This is a genomic window from Arthrobacter sp. efr-133-TYG-120 (assembly GCF_030209785.1).
GTDB lineage: Bacteria > Actinomycetota > Actinomycetes > Actinomycetales > Micrococcaceae > Arthrobacter.
The window spans coordinates 226,887-244,804 of record NZ_JARVRI010000014.1 but is presented as its reverse complement, the minus strand read 5'-3'; the positions used below and the strand labels follow the sequence as shown (position 1 = coordinate 244,804).

The following is a 17,918-nucleotide window of genomic DNA, read 5'->3' as shown; positions in this document are numbered from 1 at the left end:
ATTAGCTGGACTAATGACAAAGGTGGAACTTAGCCTCGAAGAATGAACTCCCCCGACGTCTTCCACGCCGCCGGCTTGGGCCTCGGCACAGGCCTGGCCCTCATTGTCGCGATTGGCGCCCAAAATGCCTTCGTCCTCCGGCAGGGCATCCGCGGCGAGCATATCGGTGCGGTCGTTGCCGTGTGCGCCATCTCGGACGCCGTGCTCATCGCGGCCGGGGTACTCGGCACAGGCGCCCTGCTCGCCGCGGCGCCTGCCGCCGTCGTCGTTCTCCGCTATGTCGGTGCGGCATTCCTGGTGACATACGGCGTGATGGCGGCACGGCGCATCCTAAGGCCGCAAGCGCTCGTCTCCGCGGAGCCTGGACCGTCGGGGGCCGGCCGAAGCGGACTGGCGTCAGCACTGGCGACTGTCATGGCGCTGACATGGCTCAACCCCCACGTCTACCTGGACACCGTATTGCTCCTGGGATCCGTGGCGAACGCGCAAGGACCCGGGCTGCAGTGGTGGTTCGGCGCCGGAGCCATGCTGGGCAGTATCCTATGGTTCTGTTCCCTCGGCTTCGGCGCGAAACTGCTGCGCGGATTCTTTGCGCGACCGGCGTCCTGGCGAATCCTTGACGGCGGAATTGCTGTCACCATGGTGGGACTCGGCGTCGGGCTGGCTCTCGGCAGTTAGCCCGGGCCCACAACCACGACACCCCGATAATTCTCACAACAAGCGTCCAGTCAACTCCCAGAAACTGGGAGCATCATGAATGGTATGAAAAAGAACGGCCCCGAAGCCAAGCTCCTCGTCGTCGACGACGAACCCAACATCCGTGAGCTGCTCTCCACCTCGCTGCGCTTTGCCGGCTTTGAGGTCGTTGCGGCGTCGAACGGCCGCGAAGCGCTCGCTGCCGCCGATCTTCACGCCCCGGACCTCGCGGTCCTGGATGTCATGCTCCCCGACATGGACGGGTTCACTGTCACCCGCCGCCTTCGCGCCGCCGGTAAGCACTTCCCTGTCCTGTTCCTGACTGCCAAGGACGACACGGAGGACAAGGTCACGGGCCTGACCGTGGGCGGCGACGACTACGTCACCAAGCCTTTCAGCCTGGATGAAGTGGTGGCGCGGATCCGCGCCGTGCTTCGCCGCACGCAGCCGATGGAAGACGACGACGCCGTCATCCGCGTGGATGACCTGGAGCTCGACGACGACGCGCACGAGGTCCGCCGCGGCGGCACCATCATCGAGCTGTCGCCCACCGAGTTCAAGCTGCTCCGCTATCTCATGCTGAACCCCAACCGGGTGCTTTCCAAGGCGCAGATCCTGGACCACGTCTGGGAATACGACTTCAATGGCGACGCCTCGATCGTGGAGTCCTACATTTCCTACCTCCGGCGCAAGGTGGACATTGATCCGGATGCCACTGCCTTGATCCAGACCAAGCGCGGCGTCGGTTACGTATTGCGGACGGCCGAGAAGCGCTGACTTTGTTCAACCGTTGGAAGTCGGCCTCCCTCAGGTCGCAGCTGGTCGCCATCATCATGGGGCTGCTGCTCCTTGCCTTGGCCGCCACTGGCGCCGGGACGCTGACGCTCGTCAAGAGCTACCTCCAAGGGCAAGTGGATGACAAGCTCAGGGCTGCCGTCCAGATCGCCCAGCAGCAGCAATCCTTTGCCAACCTGTCTGAGGCGAGCCCCGCCGTGCCCACGGACTATTCCCTGACGCTCTACGTCCAGGGCCAGCCGCCCTATCCGTTCGGCGGAAGCAAGACGGATCGGCCGAGCATCGCCAACATCACCCCGGTTGAGGCCAAGAACCGCAATTACGCACCCTTCCAGGTGAACGGCACCGCTGGCGGCGATTGGCGTGTGGTGGCGGTCAACGTAGTGGACAACCGGACCGGGCAGAACGCGGTGGTGATCGTGGGCCTGCCGCTGTCCCCCGTGGACCGAGTCATGGAACACGCCACGCTCGTGGTGGTCGGCGTCGGACTCTTGACCCTGGTGCTCGCGTTCTTCATCGCGACATGGACCGTTGCACGTTCCTTCCGCCCCCTCGCCCGCGTTGAGAAGACGGCGGCCGCAATCGCTGCCGGTGATCTCTCGCGTCGCGTGGATATCGAGAATCCGGTCACCGAGGTCGGCCGCCTGGGCGCCTCCCTCAACGCCATGCTCGCGCACATTGAATCGTCCTTTGCGGCGCGTGCCGCCTCCGAGGCACGGATGCGGCGATTCGCCGCCGACGCCTCCCACGAGCTGCGCACGCCCTTGGTCACCATCCGCGGCTTCTCCGAGCTTTACCGCCACGGCGCCCTTGCCACGCCGGAAGACGTGGGTACCGCCATGGGCAGGATCGAGAGCGAAGCCAAGCGCATGGGATCCATGGTGGAAGACCTGCTGCTGCTGGCCCGCCTGGACGAACAACGGCCTTTGCAGCTCAAGCCGGTGGATCTGCACCTACTGGCGAATGACGCCGTCGTAGACTCACTCGCAACGTCGGGCGAGCGGAAGATTTCGCTCACAGGGCTCGACGGCGGAGCGGCAGCGCCCGCCCCGGTCCAGGGTGACGAGGCCAAGCTTCGTCAGGTCCTGGGGAACCTGGTGGGTAACGCCTTGCGCTACACCCCCGAAGGAACGCCGATTGAGCTCGCCGTCGGGGTCCGGAACACGCCCGCCGGCCCGTTGTCCGTTCTCGAGGTGCGGGACCACGGCCGCGGCATTCCGGCCGAGGAACTGCCCCGGATTTTCGAGCGCTTTTACAGGGCGGACACTTCGCGCACGCGGGAAACGGGCGGCAGCGGGCTCGGTCTCGCGATTGTGGCTGCAATTGTCGGATCCCACCGCGGTACCGTCCGGGTCGAAGAGACCGACGGCGGCGGAGCCACCCTGGTTGTCAGCCTCCCCTTCCAGGACGAGCTGTCCGAGATGCCCGAAGATGCGGGCATCGCCGAGGCGGAGATCTCCGACTAGCAGTTTTCTATGCCTGGCGGCTTGATTGAGCGAGTTGTCCACATAGGGAGATTCGGCACTGTCCGGGCCATGTGACGGCTTCTAGGCTCGTGGTGTGGACCACAAGCCAGCCGCACCTGCGGATCTCTTTGATTGAAAGGCAACGCCCCATGAGCGTCATCTCCGTCGATACCGAACTGCTCCAGCTCAAGTCCGCCAACGTCAAGGCCACCGTGGATCGGATCAGCGCCGACGTCCAAGCGATGAAACGGGGCCTGGACGAGCTCCAAGCTACGTGGAAGGGATCAGCGGCCAACAACTTCCAGGCCCTCGTCTCGGAGTGGACGCTGACCCAGAACAAGGTGGAGGCTTCGCTGGCATCCATCAACCTCGCGCTGTCCTCCGCGGCGGCAAGCTACCTCCAAACCGAGCAGGGCAACACCCAGCGGTTCAGTTACTGACAGCTGGGCCCGGGTTCCCGGCGGTGCAGCCAATCCGCCGTCCCGCCGGGGTCCAGCCGCTTTCCAGGGTCTGGTTGCTTCTGAGCCGCTACTTCTCCGGCGTCGACTGGTGGAAGCGCAACCGCCATCGGCCGTCGTCGAGCAACCAGATCGAGCTCCGCAATGCGGAGCCTGTGCGCCCATAACTTCTATAACTGAGCAGCATGGTGTTACTGGAGAGGCGTTCAGCGGAAATTACTTCTACTTCCGCGCTTTCCCCGGGATCGCCCTCCAACGCCATCATGAGTTCGTCCCGGGACCAGACGCGTCCGGAGCTGCCAATCTCGGTAAAGTCCGGGTGCAGCAGGATCCCTGTGCGCCCGAGGTCTCCCCTCACGTCGGGCCTCAGGAGCTCCCTCTCAAGGAGAATGACCGTTTCCTCGTCCGAGCGTCCGCCGGCCTGGCCAAGGACCCCTTCGTCGTCGCCGGCGAGCAAAGTGGGCTCGATGAACGTCTCCTGCTCCGTGAACGCCCCCGCCGCGTTCGGCAAGGACGACCCGGTTGGGAGGTCCTGACCGCCGAACAACGTGAGGTCTTCATCCTCGGCATCCGCGTCGTCGTGGTCGTCGTCGAAAAGCGAGGGCGCCTCCATAGGCGCTGTACGGGCTGACGGCGTGCCGACTGATGGTGTGCCGACTGATGGTGTGCCGACTGACAGCGTGCGGGACAAGGACCGTGCGGCTTCAGCTCCCGGATAGCCCGGCCCGGCAGGCGCGGCTATTCCCTGCTGGAACGCTGTGGCGACCGCACGCGCGCGATCGTCGGCCGCCTCGTTGAGGTCGTGGCCGGCATGGCCTTTGACCCACTCGAACGAGTACTTGCGGCCGACAATAGCCTGGTCGATGTCCTTGAGGAGATCGACGTTCAAGACGGGCTTCCCGTCCGCTTTGCGCCAGCCCTTGCGCTTCCATCCCGGCATCCACTTGGTGATGCAATTGATGACGTACTGGCTGTCGCAGAGAATCTTCAGCTCTTCATCGGGAACATGTGCCGTGGACCGGAAGAGGTCCAGCACCGCCATGAGCTCGCCCTGGTTGTTGGTTCCGTGCGGCCACCCCCCGGCCCTCCAGCAAGAGTCGTTCACGTACCAGGCCCAACCGGCAGGCCCGGGATTGCCGAGGGCAGAACCATCGGCGGCAGCAATAATCGTCATGGTTTCCATCCTGCCAGACCACCCCGACACTCCTTGACCCCAGAACTGAGCGAGCGTCCGCCCAAAACCCGACATACGTGAGCGAGCGTCGTTAAACGGCGACGACGGCCCCCACCTGAAGTGGGGACCGCCGTCGTGCGTGTGGCTGGTGGGCTACAGCGGGGGCTAGAAGCCGCCCATGCCGCCCATGTCGTCGCCGCCACCCATAGACGGAGCGTTCTTCTCCGGCTTGTCGGCAACAACGGCCTCGGTGGTCAGGAACAGACCAGCGATGGAGGCAGCGTTCTGGAGAGCCGAGCGGGTGACCTTTACGGGGTCGTTGACGCCGGCAGCCAGCAGGTCCTCGTAAACGCCGGTTGCAGCGTTCAGGCCGTGACCCGACGGCAGGCCGCGGACCTTGTCGATAACAACGCCCGGCTCGAGGCCAGCGTTGTAAGCGATCTGCTTGAGCGGAGCGTCGATGGCAACGCGGACGATGTTGGCGCCCGTTGCTTCGTCGCCTTCGAGCTGCAGGTTGGCGAATGCCTTGGCACCGGCCTGGATGAGGGCAACGCCACCACCGGCGACGATGCCTTCTTCAACGGCAGCCTTCGCGTTGCGGACTGCGTCCTCAATGCGGTGCTTGCGCTCCTTGAGCTCTACCTCGGTTGCGGCACCGGCCTTGATGACTGCAACGCCACCGGCCAGCTTGGCCAGGCGCTCCTGCAGCTTCTCGCGGTCGTAGTCGGAATCGGAGTTCTCGATCTCGGCACGGATCTGCGCCACGCGGCCGGCGATGGCGTCGGCGTCGCCGGCACCTTCGACGATGGTGGTCTCGTCCTTGGTGACAACAACCTTGCGGGCGTTGCCGAGCAGTTCGAGGGTTGCGTTCTCGAGGCTGAGGCCGACCTCCGAGGAGATGACCTGGCCACCGGTGAGGATGGCGATGTCGGCGAGCTGTGCCTTGCGGCGGTCACCGAAGCCCGGAGCCTTGACGGCAACGGACTTGAAGGTGCCACGGATCTTGTTGACGATCAGGGTGGCCAGGGCCTCACCCTCGATGTCTTCGGCGATGATCAGCAGCGGCTTGTTGGACTGCATGACCTTCTCCAGGACCGCAACGAGTTCCTTCACGTTGGAGATCTTGGAGTTGACGATCAGGATATACGGGTCTTCAAGGACCGTTTCCTGGCGCTCTGCGTCGGTGACGAAGTAAGCGGAGATGTAACCCTTGTCGAAGCGCATGCCTTCGGTGAGCTCAAGCTCCAGGCCGAAGGTGTTGGACTCCTCGACCGTGATGACGCCTTCCTTGCCGACCTTGTCCAGGGCTTCAGCAATGAGGTTACCGATTTCGGTGTCGCCGGCAGAGATGGAAGCCGTGGCTGCGATCTCTTCCTTGGTCTCGATCTCCTTGGCGGAGGCGAGCAGCTCGCGGATGACGGCGTCAACAGCCTTCTCGATGCCGCGCTTGAGGGACAGCGGGTCGGCGCCGGCAGCTACGTTGCGCAGGCCTTCCTTGACGAGGGCCTGGGCCAGGACGGTGGCGGTGGTGGTGCCGTCGCCAGCGACGTCGTCCGTCTTCTTGGCAACTTCCTTGACCAGCTCGGCGCCGATCTTCTCGTAAGGATCGTCCAGCTCGATCTCCTTGGCGATGGAAACACCATCGTTGGTGATCGTGGGGGCGCCCCACTTCTTTTCGAGGACGACGTTGCGTCCACGCGGGCCGAGGGTGACCTTGACGGCGTCGGCGAGGATGTTCAGACCCCGCTCGAGACCGCGGCGTGCCTCTTCATCAAATGCAATGATCTTGGCCATAACGGCGGTAGTCCTTTCGGGACAGTCGTTAAGAAGGTGCCTTCACTGCGGTGCCCGCGACGGACGATCCTTCACATTCGGCCTCTGTACGCCGCGTGCTCCGGATCTCACCCCAGCAAGGTTTTCTTTGTTCCCCCAGGCACCGCCACCATTCCACACGGCCGAAGCCGTGAAGGATTAGCAGTCAATGCCTGAGAGTGCTAATCAATAATTAGCACTCACCCGAGGAGAGTGCAAGCAGGAAGAGCCGGAAACTACTCGCCACGCCCAGGGAATTCGCTACGGGCACAAGCCGTCACGGAGTCCGGGAGGCCGTCTCTTTGCCACTGACCCGCGCAGTGTTGTCAGCCCCGTAGGTGAAGACCATGTAATTGGACGAGGTAACGTCCCCGTTGGCGTCGAACCCGATGGTGCCGGACTCGCCGTCGTAATCCGGGAGCTTGGCCCCCTTCAGCACCTCGACGCAGTCCTTGTATGAGGCACAAGACGTACGTTCTTTCGTTGCCGCATCGCCCGACGCCGGACGCACTCCGCCGGACACAGTGGTGAGCCAGGCCGCGATCGAGCCTCCCGCATCGTCGCCCGCCGTTGAGGCGGCAAGCGCCGCGAGGGTGACGGCGTCGTACGTCTCGGCAGCGTACGTCGTGTCCTTGAGCTTGGGGTCGATGCCCGTCAGCTCGGCTTGGAACTCCGCATTCGGGAAGACGCCCGGAAGAATTCCCCGCGCGCCGTCGAGGCCACCTGCACCGAGCGCGGTTCCGTATTGGCGGATCGCGCCGTCGCTCAAGATCAGGCTCTTGCCGCTCAGCCCCGCATTCAGGAGCTCAGCCAGGGCGCCTTGGGCGCCATCACGGGCAACCACGACGACGGCGTCCGGCGTACCGGACTTGATGCCCGCCGCGGCGGGAGCTGCTTTGCCTGCCGCGAATTCCTCGTTGGACACGGCGTCCATTCCGAGGCCGCGGGCAGCGTCCAGGACCGCTCCCGAGACGCGCGTACCGTAATCCCCGGCTTCGTGGAGGACCGAAATGCGCCTGGCGCCGGCGTCGCGGGCAAGCTTCGCCAGGACGCTGCCCTGTGCGGCATCAGCGGCAGACGTGCGGAAGTAGAAGCCGCCATTCTTGTAGCTGCTCAGCCCCGACGCCGTGTTCGCCGGCGAGATGAGCGGAATCCGGGCGGGAGAGAGCACATCGATCGCGGCGGGCGCATGGCTCGAATCGCTCGGCCCCACGACGACGTCTGCGTGGGCGGACATCAACGCCTTGGCTTGTGCAGCCGTGTCGGCGGTGAAGGCCGCCGCGCCGGCCCCTTGGCTAGCGCCACTGCCTTCACCGGCCGCCGTCGCCGGAAGCAACTCGACGGGACGGCCCTTGTATCCGCCGGCGTCGTTGATTTGTTTGACAGCCAACTTGGCGGCAGCCAGCTCGGACTCGTTGAGGAATGCGGAACCACCGGTATTGTCCAGGATCACGCCGATGCGCAGGACGCCGTCACCGCTCGGCGTAACCGAGGCAAGCCTGGCGTTGCCGACGGGGGCGGAACATCCGGCCACTCCAAGGGCCAAGGCTGCCGAAGCTGCAAGAAGAGAAACTACCCGGGACCGGCGCGCTCCGAGGGGCCAGGACAGCTCTGTTGCCGCAACACCCACTAGATAAGCCGCACGCTTTCTGCCTGCGGGCCCTTCTGGCCCTCGCCCAGTTCGAAGTCGACGCGTTGTCCTTCTTCGAGCGCACGGAAGCCATCCATCTGGATGGCGGACCAATGCACAAAGATGTCGTCACCGGACTCATCCACGGTGATGAATCCGTAGCCCTTTTCGGCATTGAACCATTTGACGGTTCCCAAAGCCATGATCCCCACACTTTCAACTAGCAGTGGCCGGCTTCCGGGATCTCCGGGCCAGCTCACAACTACTGTAACCACAGTCACGTTGCCGTAGCGCAACCTTGGGTGCGGGTGGCCGCAATGTTATTGAGGCGTAACCGAGTTGCTATTTGTAACCGGGGCCCAGAACCACAACCACGGGCTGCTGGAACTCCGCGCTGTCCACGAGGTTGGAAATGCCCAGCAATTTGCCGAGGGCTTCGGCATTGCCCTTCTGCGCCGCGCCTTTGTAGAAGACCGACGACGTCTGCTGGGGCATGCCGCCCCAATTTGCGACAGTGGACAACGGCCATCCTCCGCCTTGCACCATGCCGGCCACACGCGCAGCCAGGCCACCGGTGGTGGTGCCGTTGTAGACCGCTACTGCCGCCGTCTTGTCCAATGGCGCCGTGGTCGGCGTCGGCGTCGGCGTGCTGGACGGAGTGTCGCCCGGGCTCGGCTGGGTGGACGGCTGGCTGGATGCCTGCGCAGAGCTGTTCGCCGAAGGTGGCGCCGCGGCGCTTTGCTTGGAAGTGTCAGCGGTGACGACGGCTTGCGGCGTCGTCGACGAGGTGAAGCCAAGCTTCGGAAGGATCAGGAAGGCAACGAGTCCTACGGCAAGTGCGATGCCGCCCAGCAGCAGCACCGGCCACAGGGCCGGCCGGGAAGCAGACGCGACGAGCCTGTGGACACCTTGCCGCGATGAGCTCTGCGGGACACGGTCGAATTCATCCCGGGCAAATTTGGTCATGGTGAAGCCTTGTCCTTGCTGCTTGCTGGCTGGGGGATCAGCGGGTGCTCTATGCGTCGGAACCGAGACGGCGCGCTGTGCGGGCCCTCTGACGTGACATACGTAGTCTACGCAATCTCTTGACCAGCATAGGATCGTGCGCCAATGCTTCCTCGGTGTCTATGAGGGCATTGAGCAGCTGATAGTAGTGGGTCGCGGAGAGATCGAAGAGTTCCCGGACGGCCTGTTCCTTGGCCCCGGCGTACTTCCACCATTGCCTCTCCAGGGCGAGCATCTGCTGTTCACGCTCGCCGAGCGGCGAATCACTGCGGAGTCCGGCGGACAGGTCTTCGAGCACCAATCCAGTTGCTTCGGACGCCATGGGTTCCCGTGCGGGTTCTGCCACGACACACTCCTTCGACGCATTGACTGAAAAATGTCCCCCGCCCATGGTAACGGGCGAATAACACCGATGTCATTTGCCCCGCCGCCTTGAGGGCCGGCGCTTTCCCCCGGACCGCGAGGACAGGGACAATGGCTGGGTGGCAGGCGAAGAAGCGTTATTTGAGCTTGAATCCGAAGATCACTCCGCCGGGTTCGAGGCACTACCCGGAATGGCCTTGGAGGATCTCATGGCGCCGGACTGGGCGGGCGCGCTCTCCGGCATCGAGGACGAGTTGCGCTCGGTGCTCGCCTTCGTGGCGGCCGAGGCCGGCCGCGGAGCGCACGTGCTGCCTGCGGCGTCCAACATACTTCGTGCCTTCCGGCAGCCGCTGGCCGACGTGAAGGTGCTGATCCTGGGCCAGGACCCCTACCCGACGCCGGGACACGCCGTCGGGCTCTCTTTCGCGGTTTCCGGACAAACACGGCCCATCCCCCGCAGCCTCTCGAACATCTACCGGGAGATGGAAACCGATCTCGGGCTCCCGCCGCGGGTCCACGGCGATCTTTCGGCCTGGACGGGCCAAGGAGTACTCCTCCTGAACAGGGTGCTCAGCGTCGCGGCCGGTGCTGCCGGCTCGCACCGGGGCAAAGGCTGGGAGGCCATCACGACGGCGGCGGTCACCGCCGTCGCCCGCCGACGAAATGCTGCCGGGCAGCAGAGTCCGCTCGTCGCGATCCTGTGGGGCAAGGACGCTGAAGCCGTACAGCCGCTGCTTGAAGGCGCCCCCGTGATCTCCTCCGCCCATCCCAGCCCGCTCTCCGCGTCGCGGGGCTTCTTCGGCTCTCGCCCGTTCAGCCGCGCCAACGCCCTGCTCCGGATGCAAGGCGCGGATCCCGTCATCTGGGAGCTTCCACCGCTGCCCTAGCTTAGGCTTGCCTACATGACATCTTTGCCCGCCACGTCGTCTGCATCCCGCAATACCCGCCCCCAAGTGAACCTGACTGTGCTGCGCACGGAACAGCTTTCGCCCCACATGGTGCGGATCATTGCTGGTGGACCCGGATTTGCCGGTTATGCGAACAACGGCTTCGTGGACCGATATGTGAAGATCGTGTTCCCGCAGCCCGGCGTCGAGTATGAGTTGCCGCTGGATCTGTGGGCCATCCGCGACACCATGCCGCGCGAACAATGGCCGTACACCCGCACCTACACCGTCCGTTGGGTGGACGAAGCTGCGCAGGAACTGGCAATCGACTTCGTAGTCCACGGCGACGAAGGCCTTGCAGGCCCATGGGCCCTGGCGGCCCAGCCCGGCGACACACTTGTCTTCACGGGCCCCGGCGGCGCCTACAACCCGGCGCCCGACGCCGACTGGTACCTTTTCGCCGGCGACGACGCCGCGCTCCCGGCGATTGCCGCCGCGATCGAATCCCTGCCGGCCGACGCGAAGGGCCTTGCTTTCCTCGAAGTCGATAGCGACGCGGACATCCTTGATATCGCCGCTCCCGAGGGCGTGGAGCTGCGCTGGCTCCTTCGCTCCGGAGTCCCGGCCGGATCAAGCTCGATCCTGCTCGATGCCTTGGGCGAAGCCGAGTGGCTGCCCGGACGCGTAGACGTGTTTGCGCACGGTGAACGCGGCTACATGAAGGGCCTGCGCGACATCTTCTTCAAGCAGCGTGGGCTCGAGCGGTCCCAGGTATCGCTTTCCGGATACTGGGCCCAGGGGCGTGTGGAGGACGATTTCCAGGCGGAGAAGAAACTCCCTATCGGGCAGATCTAGCGGCCCTTACCGCTTGGCGGCCCAGCGGACGCGGCTAGCGCCGGCGTACGCGGCGGCGCTCGTTGCTGGCCAGTCCCTTGGTCAGTGGCCGGGCAAGGTTGTCCCCCAGCACGATTCCCGCGGCCACACCCAGCACGATTGCTCCGGCGTTGAGCATGCCTCCCGAACCCACCAGTACATCTGCTTCTTGCACCGTCAATACATACATGGAACGGAATATCTTCAGGCCCGGGAGCAGGATGAGGGCTGCCGGGACGGCGACCACGAGCTGCGGGGCTCCGAGCCTGAGCGCCACCATCCGCGCGAGCAGGCCGATGACCACGGCGGAAATCGCCGGCGAGAGCCGGTCTCCGAAACCAAGGCTGGAAGCCCCCCACAAGACGAAGTAACCCACCAAACCCACTGCCGCCGTCGGGAGCAGAAGTTTGAGCAGGGTCTGTTCGGTGATGCCGATGGCAATCACGGCTACGGCTATCAGGATGGCCTGGCCCCACAATGGATACGCCTCGGGGAATGTTTGCGTGACGTCGATCGCGACGCTGCCGATGAGGTCACCCACAACTACCGCGACGGCGATGCCCGCAACGATCGCGCCGAAGGTCAGGATCGTGGACAGGAATCGTCCGGCCGCAGTCACGGGGAATCCGTTGATGGCGTCTTGCACGGAAGAGACGAGCCGCCCGGTTGGCAACAGCAGGAGAATGCCGCCCGCCACGACGATGGACGGCGGGATGTCCGCCCCGGTCCAGTGGAGCATGAGCGCGATGAACGTGACCAGGAAGGAGCAGGCCGCTGTCACGAAGAAGTCGGGCGTGCGCCACTTGCCCAATTGCCGGGCCACGAGATTGACAAGCATGTTGGAGACGAAAGCCAGGGCGGAAGCGCCAAGTCCCCCGCCCAGGACTCCGACGAAGACAGCAGAGAAGACGCCGAACGCCATGGTGACCATCCACCGTGGGAAGGGCTTGCTGCTGCGGATAATGTCATCCAGCCGGTTCACCGCTTCCGACCTGCCTACACCGCCAGCCACGATATCCGTGACGAGTTGGTGCACCTGGGCCAGGCCTGCGTAGTTGTTGGTCCAGGAGCGAACAACCCGGAGCAGTGTGATGGGGGTCTGGTCCTTGGGCGCATAGTTGAGCGCGACCGACTGGTTGGTGATGTCCACTTCGATGTTCTTCAAGCCGAGCGCAGCCGTGACCGCGATGATGCTGGTCTCCACTTCCAGGGCACCTGCCCCGTAGCGGAACATCGTTTCGGCCATATGCAGGGCGAAGTCGATGGTCTTGCGGGCCGATGCGTCAACACCGCCCACATGGATGATGGGGTTGGCGTAGGGACTACCCGCCAGGCGGTCGACGATGCTCATGGGGGCAGTGGGAGGGTTCTCCCCCTGCACCAGCCTGCGAAGCATGCGCTTGGCGTTGACATTCTGGCGCACCTGGGATGGCTTGAGCGGCTGCGTCTTGGGCAAGCCGTCCGTGTTGGGCCTGTTGTCGGGGCGGTCAGTCACGCGGGTGTTCCTCCAAAGGGCGTGGTTCCTCCATATACGGGGTAGTGCAACATGCGGTAGGCGGGGTGGCGCTGCGAGCCTTCTGGAACTGCTGGCCTAGTAGAACTGTTGACCCGTGCGACGGGTGTAGATCTGCCGTGCGATACGTTCGCCCGCAGCAGTCCAGAGCTTGTACTTCAGCGGGCTGATGACTTGGTCATAGCAGCCGACGAAGTCGGTGACGGTCTTGCTGAAGCTGGTCTTGAACAGGCCAAGTCCGTGGAACGGGTGCGAGGTGTCTTTGAGCCGGTCCGCGGGCGGAGTGCCGCAGAAATCGTACTCCGTGCAACCCAGTTCCTTGACCTGGTTGATGGCCGTCCACTGGACCAAGTGCGAATCGCCGTACTGCGCGCGCTTCTGCAGCGATCCGCCGTCCTTGTAGGTGCCTTTCCGGCCATAGTTGATGACGAAGGCTCCGACCGATGGCACACCGTTTTCAAAGACAAAGAGGAGCCTGCCCTGGCCACGCTCGATGAAGTTGGTCCAGAACTGGCGATAGTACCCGAATTCACGGACCCGCACTTGGGACTTCGCCTCAACCGTGTTAGTCATCAGCGCATACATCGAACGGAAGTTCTCTTCCGTGGGTTCCATGGTGTGCACTTCAACGCCTTCGCGGATGGCCCGGCGAACGGCGTTGCGGCCGCGGGAATGCAGGTTGCGCAGCAACTGGTTCTCCTCGGGAGAGATGTCCAGCAGGGCTGTGGAGTCGTTCGGCTGCAGGTTGGGGGTCTTGACCACTCCGGTGGCCTCGATCGCGTCCCGGGCTTCGCCACTGAGGACAATGTCCGGCTCGATCTTAACGGCGAAAACCCCGAGCTTGTCCCGCTTCACGAATTCCCGGTTTGCCTTGATGATCCCCGGAATGTCCTCGACGCCGGCAACGTCGGGGCCCTTGATGAGGTACCAGAGCTTGCCGAGCAGTGGAAAGCTCTTCTCCAGGACCAGGTTGTAGCTGCTGTAGTCCGCGGTCTCGTAGACGAGATGCAAGGGCTTCCAGCCAAAGTGTTGCTTCACGTCCGCGAAGGCCTCGGATTGGAGGAGGTTGCCGCCGTTGGGGTTGGCCGTGACGTGTTTGTCCCAGTGTTCGATTTCCTCGGCGGTGGCAAAGCGTGCGGTAAATTCTCGCAAGGGGGCCGTGTCCAATCAGTTGCGTACGTGAGGCAGCAGGCACCGGTGTGCGGCGCAGGCGTTCAGCTCCAAGTCTATCGGCCCTCACAGCGAGCTACTGCGTGGTCCGTTTCCAACGCCTTGGGCTGGGTCCCTTCGATTTCTCACAGCCGCGGCAAAGGTTCGCCAAAGTCCGCAGCTATCCGGGCAACGGAAAGTGGTTATAACGAAAGCCGAACCAGGAGGATCCGTTGATCGTCTACCGCCCCCTTCCGCCGCTCACCACCGGCCGCGGCAACAGCTGCTGGTCGGTATTCGCCGCCATGGCATCCGCAGCATTGCTGGGCCCCGCTTGGCCATCCGGTGGCCGCCGTCTCGAATATCAAGAAGCGGCGGTCAGCACTCCACGACGTTGACGGCAAGGCCGCCCATGGCGGTTTCCTTGTATTTGGAGGACATGTCCTTGCCGGTCTCGCGCATGGTCACGATGACCTCGTCCAAGGAGACGCGATGGGTGCCGTCCCCCCAGAGCGCCATCTTCGCCGCGTTGATGGCCTTCGCCGCTGCGATCGCGTTGCGTTCGATGCACGGGATCTGCACGAGTCCGCCGATCGGGTCGCAGGTTAGTCCGAGGTTGTGTTCCATTGCGATCTCGGCAGCGTTTTCCACCTGTCCCGGGGAGCCGCCCATGACTTCGGCCAATCCGGCGGCGGCCATCGAGGAAGCGGAGCCGACCTCGCCCTGGCAGCCCACTTCGGCGCCGGAGATCGAGGCCTGCTCCTTGTAGAGCACCCCGACGGCGCCCGCGGCGAGCAGGAACTTCACCACGACGTCGTCGCGGTCCTGTTGGGTGGCCTTGTCCATGCCGGGGGCGAAGTGCAGGGCGTAGTACAGCACAGCGGGGATGATCCCGGCGGCGCCGTTGGTGGGCGCGGTGACCACGCGGCCGCCCGAGGCGTTTTCCTCGTTCACGGCCAGCGCGATCAGGTTCACCCATTCCTGCCAGTACTTCGGATCCCGGTAGTCAGGGTCCTGGTCTTTGGTTTCCTTCAGGAGACGCTCGTGCCAGTCCGGGGCCCGACGGCGGACCTTCAGTCCGCCGGGCAACACGCCTTCGCGCTTGAGGGACGTTTCAACACAGGCCTCCATGACGGACCAGATGTGCAGCAGGCCTTCGCGGATTTCCTCTTCGGTGCGGGAGGCGCGTTCGTTGATGAACATGATGTCCGAGATGCCAAGCCCCTTGGAGGAGCAACGGCCCATGAGTTCAGCGGCAGTACGGAAGGGCAGCGGGAGTTCCTTCTTGGACTCCTCCAGTTCCTTCTGGGCCGCGTCCTCTTCACCCTCCCGGACGATGAAACCACCGCCCACGGAAAAGAACGTGGCCTCGTGCAGCACCTCGCCGTCGGCGTCGGACACGGAGAACTTCATCCCGTTCGTATGCCGGGGAAGAACCGTGAGCGGGTGCAGGATCATGTCCGCTTCCCCGTACGGCAGCGACACCCCCGATTCGGGATCGACAGCGCCGCAAAGGCTCAGCAGACCGGTCTCCGCGATCGACGCGAGCCGTTCCTCCACTTCCTCGGGGAGGATCTCCTCGGGGTGGTAACCCTCCAGGCCCAGCAGCACCGCGGTCATGGTGCCGTGCCCCCGGCCCGTGGCAGCCAAGGAACCATACAGATCAACGCGCAGCGACGCCACCCGTTCCAGGGCACCGGAATCCTTCAGCTCACCCGCAAAGACCGCAGCAGCCCGCATCGGCCCCACGGTATGCGAACTCGAAGGACCAATCCCAATAGAGAAAAGATCGAAGACGCCAACAGCCATTGTCGGATTCCTTAGTTAGTTGTGGTCGGGTTGGGGCGGGTGAGCGAAACGGCCGGTCTCTAGGCCTTTTGGGACCGGCATCCGGAAGCGTGCGTCTAAGGGAGCGTCACGTCCGCTCAGCGGGCGTCTTCGCGACCGAGCACGCGGAGGATGTCGGTTCCAACGGCCGGGGGTGAGCTGGCTCCGGAACCAACCCGGACACGGAGCCAGCCCCGGAGAACCTCAGCTGAGGTTCGCGACGCCCGGGTAGAGCGGGTGCGCGGCGGCGAGTGCCTCCACGCGGTGACGCAGGCCGGAGAGGTCCGCGCCGGCGTCGGCGATCAGTGCCTCGGCGATGATGTCCGCAACTTCACGGAACGCCGCTTCACCGAAACCGCGTGTGGCAAGGGCCGGGGTGCCGATCCGCAGACCGGAGGTCACCATCGGCGGGCGCGGGTCGAACGGAACCGCGTTGCGGTTGACGGTGATATCGATCGCGGCGAGGCGGTCCTCGGCCTGCTGGCCGTCGAGCTCGCAGTTGCGCAGGTCCACGAGCACCAGGTGCACGTCCGTGCCGCCGGAAATCACGGAGATCCCCTTGGCCGTGACGTCGGGCTGGACGAGGCGCTCGGCCAGGATCCGGGCACCGGCAAGCACACGTTCCTGGCGTTCCTTGAACTCTTCCGAGCCGGCGATCTTGAAGGCCACGGCCTTGCCGGCGATCACGTGCTCCAACGGGCCGCCCTGCTGGCCCGGGAAGACCGCGGAGTTGATCTTCTTGGCGATGTCGGCGTCGTTGCTCAGGATGATGCCGCCGCGCGGACCGGCGAGGGTCTTGTGCGTCGTCGACGTCGTGACGTGCGCGTGCGGGACCGGGGACGGGTGCAGGCCGGCGGCCACGAGGCCGGCGAAGTGCGCCATGTCCACCATGAGGTACGCGCCCACCAGGTCGGCGATGCGGCGGAACTCGGCGAAGTCCAGCTGGCGGGCATAGGCGGACCAGCCGGCCACGATCAGCGCCGGCTTGTGCTCGAGTGCCAGGCGCTCCACCTCGGCCATGTCGATCCGGTGGTCCTCTTCGCGGACCTGGTACGGGATCACGTTGTACAGGCGGCCGGAGAAGTTGATCCGCATGCCATGGGTCAGGTGCCCGCCGTGTGCCAGGTTCAGGCCCATGATGGTGTCGCCCGGCTTGATGAGGGCGTGCATCACCGAGGCGTTGGCCTGGGCACCGGAGTGCGGCTGCACGTTCGCGTACTCTGCGCCGAAGAGGGCCTTCACGCGGTCGATCGCAAGCTGCTCGATGACGTCCACGTGCTCGCAGCCACCGTAGTAGCGCTTGCCCGGGTAGCCCTCGGCATACTTGTTGGTCAGGACCGAGCCCTGCGCCTGCATGACAGCCACGGCGGTGTGGTTCTCGGACGCGATCATTTCCAGGCCCGAACGCTGACGGTTCAGCTCATCGTCGATCTTCGCCGCAATCTCCGGATCCAGCTCGGACAACACGGTGTCCAGGGACGGCGAAACTACCTGCTCGAACAGGGTGTTATCGGTACCTGCGGCCCCGGTTGCGGCGCTCACAGCTCGCCACCGTTCTTGGAAGCGTATTCCTCCGCGGAAAGCAGCGGACCGTCGGACTCGGCGGCCACCTTGAAGAGCCACCCCGCACCATACGGATCGTTGTTGATCAGTGCGGGATCGTCGACGACGGCGGAGTTCACTTCCGTTACCTCGCCCGTCACCGGGGAGTACAGGTCCGAGACGGACTTGGTGGACTCAACCTCGCCGCAGGTCTCCCCCGCAGTCACAGCGGCACCGACCTCGGGCAAGTCAACGTACACAATGTCGCCGAGGGCGTCGGTGGCCACGGCGGAAATGCCGACAGACACAAGGTTGCCGGCTTCGCGGGCAACCCACTCGTGCTCGTCGGAGTACTGGAGTTCAGGTGCAACTTTTGCCATGTTTTTTCCTTTGCGTTGGTCTAAATCTAATTGTGGTCGGGTTACGCGGCGGGGGCCGCCATCCTCTGCGTGCTGCTCCTTCGTCGCTTTGACGCACGCTGCCGGATGCCGCTCCCCCACCGCTAGAGGCTTGTTCAGTTTTCGGGGCCAACAGTTCCGGAAAAGAACGCTGGCCCTTTCGGGATTAGTAGGTGACCCTGGTTCCAGTAGGCCGATTCAGTTCCAGTGGGCCAACCTGCGGGAGGTAGCCCACCTTCCAAAAACCTAGGGCGATCGAACGCGACAGGTGCAGGTTCGCAACAGAGGCACCAAGGGTGAGCCGAGGTCCATACCGTTCGCCCTTCTGTT

17 protein-coding genes are annotated in these 17,918 nt (G+C 64.4%); 6 read left to right on the top strand and 11 right to left on the bottom strand.

Annotation, left to right across the window (positions count from 1 at the left end; all coding sequences use genetic code 11):
* The first annotated feature begins 42 nt into the window (after positions 1-42).
* From QRN51_RS09405 to QRN51_RS09390, 4 genes are all read left to right on the top strand, one after another.
* Entirely contained in the window at positions 43-678 is a 636-nt protein-coding gene (locus QRN51_RS09405; protein ID WP_284989616.1) for a LysE/ArgO family amino acid transporter, read from the top strand.
* 84 nt (positions 679-762) lie between these two features.
* Positions 763-1,473: a response regulator transcription factor gene (locus QRN51_RS09400; RefSeq protein WP_059388206.1), complete on the top strand. Its 711-nt coding sequence runs from the start codon at positions 763-765 to the stop codon at positions 1,471-1,473.
* Between the two features lie 2 nt (positions 1,474-1,475).
* Positions 1,476-2,957 carry a sensor histidine kinase gene (locus tag QRN51_RS09395; protein WP_284989615.1) on the top strand — a complete coding sequence of 494 codons (1,482 nt, stop codon included), beginning with the start codon at positions 1,476-1,478 and terminating at the stop codon, positions 2,955-2,957.
* 149 nt (positions 2,958-3,106) lie between these two features.
* Positions 3,107-3,397 carry a WXG100 family type VII secretion target gene (locus tag QRN51_RS09390; RefSeq protein ID WP_059388207.1) on the top strand — a complete coding sequence of 97 codons (291 nt, stop codon included), beginning with the start codon at positions 3,107-3,109 and terminating at the stop codon, positions 3,395-3,397.
* 88 nt (positions 3,398-3,485) lie between these two features.
* Here QRN51_RS09390 and QRN51_RS09385 read toward each other — a convergent pair whose 3' ends face one another.
* From QRN51_RS09385 to QRN51_RS09360, 6 genes are all read right to left on the bottom strand, one after another.
* Entirely contained in the window at positions 3,486-4,589 is a 1,104-nt protein-coding gene (locus tag QRN51_RS09385; protein WP_284989614.1) for a ribonuclease HI family protein, read from the bottom strand.
* A gap of 165 nt (positions 4,590-4,754) precedes the next feature.
* On the bottom strand, positions 4,755-6,383 hold the full coding sequence (groL, locus tag QRN51_RS09380) for a chaperonin GroEL (RefSeq protein ID WP_059388204.1): 1,629 nt from the start codon (positions 6,381-6,383) through the stop codon (positions 4,755-4,757).
* Between the two features lie 295 nt (positions 6,384-6,678).
* Positions 6,679-7,935, bottom strand: a complete 1,257-nt coding sequence (locus QRN51_RS09375; protein WP_284989613.1) for an ABC transporter substrate-binding protein — start codon at positions 7,933-7,935, stop codon at positions 6,679-6,681.
* A 95-nt stretch (positions 7,936-8,030) separates the two neighbouring features.
* On the bottom strand, positions 8,031-8,234 hold the full coding sequence (locus QRN51_RS09370) for a cold-shock protein (RefSeq protein ID WP_059388209.1): 204 nt from the start codon (positions 8,232-8,234) through the stop codon (positions 8,031-8,033).
* Between the two features lie 139 nt (positions 8,235-8,373).
* The gene (locus QRN51_RS09365) at positions 8,374-8,997 is read right to left on the bottom strand and encodes a LytR C-terminal domain-containing protein (protein ID WP_059388210.1); all 624 of its coding nucleotides are present in this window, start codon (positions 8,995-8,997) and stop codon (positions 8,374-8,376) included.
* A 49-nt stretch (positions 8,998-9,046) separates the two neighbouring features.
* Positions 9,047-9,382 (bottom strand): DUF3263 domain-containing protein, encoded by a 336-nt coding sequence (locus tag QRN51_RS09360; protein ID WP_059388211.1) that lies wholly within the window; start codon positions 9,380-9,382, stop codon positions 9,047-9,049.
* A gap of 136 nt (positions 9,383-9,518) precedes the next feature.
* On the opposite strand from QRN51_RS09360, the gene QRN51_RS09355 reads away from it, so the two are divergent.
* Both QRN51_RS09355 and QRN51_RS09350 read left to right on the top strand, forming a co-directional pair.
* Positions 9,519-10,286 (top strand): uracil-DNA glycosylase, encoded by a 768-nt coding sequence (locus tag QRN51_RS09355; protein WP_284989612.1) that lies wholly within the window; start codon positions 9,519-9,521, stop codon positions 10,284-10,286.
* A 15-nt stretch (positions 10,287-10,301) separates the two neighbouring features.
* A complete protein-coding gene (locus QRN51_RS09350) occupies positions 10,302-11,141 on the top strand; it encodes a siderophore-interacting protein (protein WP_284989611.1) in 840 nt (279 codons plus the stop codon).
* 34 nt (positions 11,142-11,175) lie between these two features.
* On the opposite strand, the gene QRN51_RS09345 is transcribed toward QRN51_RS09350, so the two are convergent.
* From QRN51_RS09345 to gcvH, 5 genes are all read right to left on the bottom strand, one after another.
* Positions 11,176-12,654, bottom strand: coding sequence for a threonine/serine exporter family protein (locus QRN51_RS09345; protein ID WP_284989610.1), 1,479 nt, complete (start codon positions 12,652-12,654; stop codon positions 11,176-11,178).
* Positions 12,655-12,750: 96 nt separating this feature from the next.
* Complete coding sequence (locus QRN51_RS09340) at positions 12,751-13,824, bottom strand: lipid II:glycine glycyltransferase FemX (protein WP_284989609.1); 1,074 nt, start codon at positions 13,822-13,824, stop codon at positions 12,751-12,753.
* Between the two features lie 375 nt (positions 13,825-14,199).
* A complete protein-coding gene (locus QRN51_RS09335) occupies positions 14,200-15,630 on the bottom strand; it encodes an L-serine ammonia-lyase (RefSeq protein ID WP_284989608.1) in 1,431 nt (476 codons plus the stop codon).
* 222 nt (positions 15,631-15,852) lie between these two features.
* Entirely contained in the window at positions 15,853-17,190 is a 1,338-nt protein-coding gene (gene glyA / locus QRN51_RS09330) for a serine hydroxymethyltransferase (protein ID WP_284989607.1), read from the bottom strand.
* Entirely contained in the window at positions 17,187-17,570 is a 384-nt protein-coding gene (gcvH, locus tag QRN51_RS09325) for a glycine cleavage system protein GcvH (protein ID WP_059388212.1), read from the bottom strand. Before gcvH ends, glyA begins: the two co-directional genes overlap by 4 nt.
* Positions 17,571-17,918: the final 348 nt, after the last annotated feature.

Excerpts from the sequence above, each read along its gene's own strand:
- QRN51_RS09400 (WP_059388206.1), top strand. The coding sequence starts at position 763 with ATGAAAAAGAACGGCCCCGAAGCCAAGCTCCTCGTCGTCGACGACGAA.
- QRN51_RS09390 (WP_059388207.1), top strand. The coding sequence starts at position 3,107 with ATGAGCGTCATCTCCGTCGATACCGAACTGCTCCAGCTCAAGTCCGCC.
- groL (WP_059388204.1), bottom strand. The coding sequence starts at position 6,383 with ATGGCCAAGATCATTGCATTTGATGAAGAGGCACGCCGCGGTCTCGAG.
- QRN51_RS09385 (WP_284989614.1), bottom strand. The coding sequence starts at position 4,589 with ATGACGATTATTGCTGCCGCCGATGGTTCTGCCCTCGGCAATCCCGGG.
- gcvH (WP_059388212.1), bottom strand. The coding sequence starts at position 17,570 with ATGGCAAAAGTTGCACCTGAACTCCAGTACTCCGACGAGCACGAGTGG.
- QRN51_RS09335 (WP_284989608.1), bottom strand. The coding sequence starts at position 15,630 with ATGGCTGTTGGCGTCTTCGATCTTTTCTCTATTGGGATTGGTCCTTCG.
- QRN51_RS09365 (WP_059388210.1), bottom strand. The coding sequence starts at position 8,997 with ATGACCAAATTTGCCCGGGATGAATTCGACCGTGTCCCGCAGAGCTCA.
- QRN51_RS09370 (WP_059388209.1), bottom strand. The coding sequence starts at position 8,234 with ATGGCTTTGGGAACCGTCAAATGGTTCAATGCCGAAAAGGGCTACGGA.
- QRN51_RS09405 (WP_284989616.1), top strand. The coding sequence starts at position 43 with ATGAACTCCCCCGACGTCTTCCACGCCGCCGGCTTGGGCCTCGGCACA.
- QRN51_RS09350 (WP_284989611.1), top strand. The coding sequence starts at position 10,302 with ATGACATCTTTGCCCGCCACGTCGTCTGCATCCCGCAATACCCGCCCC.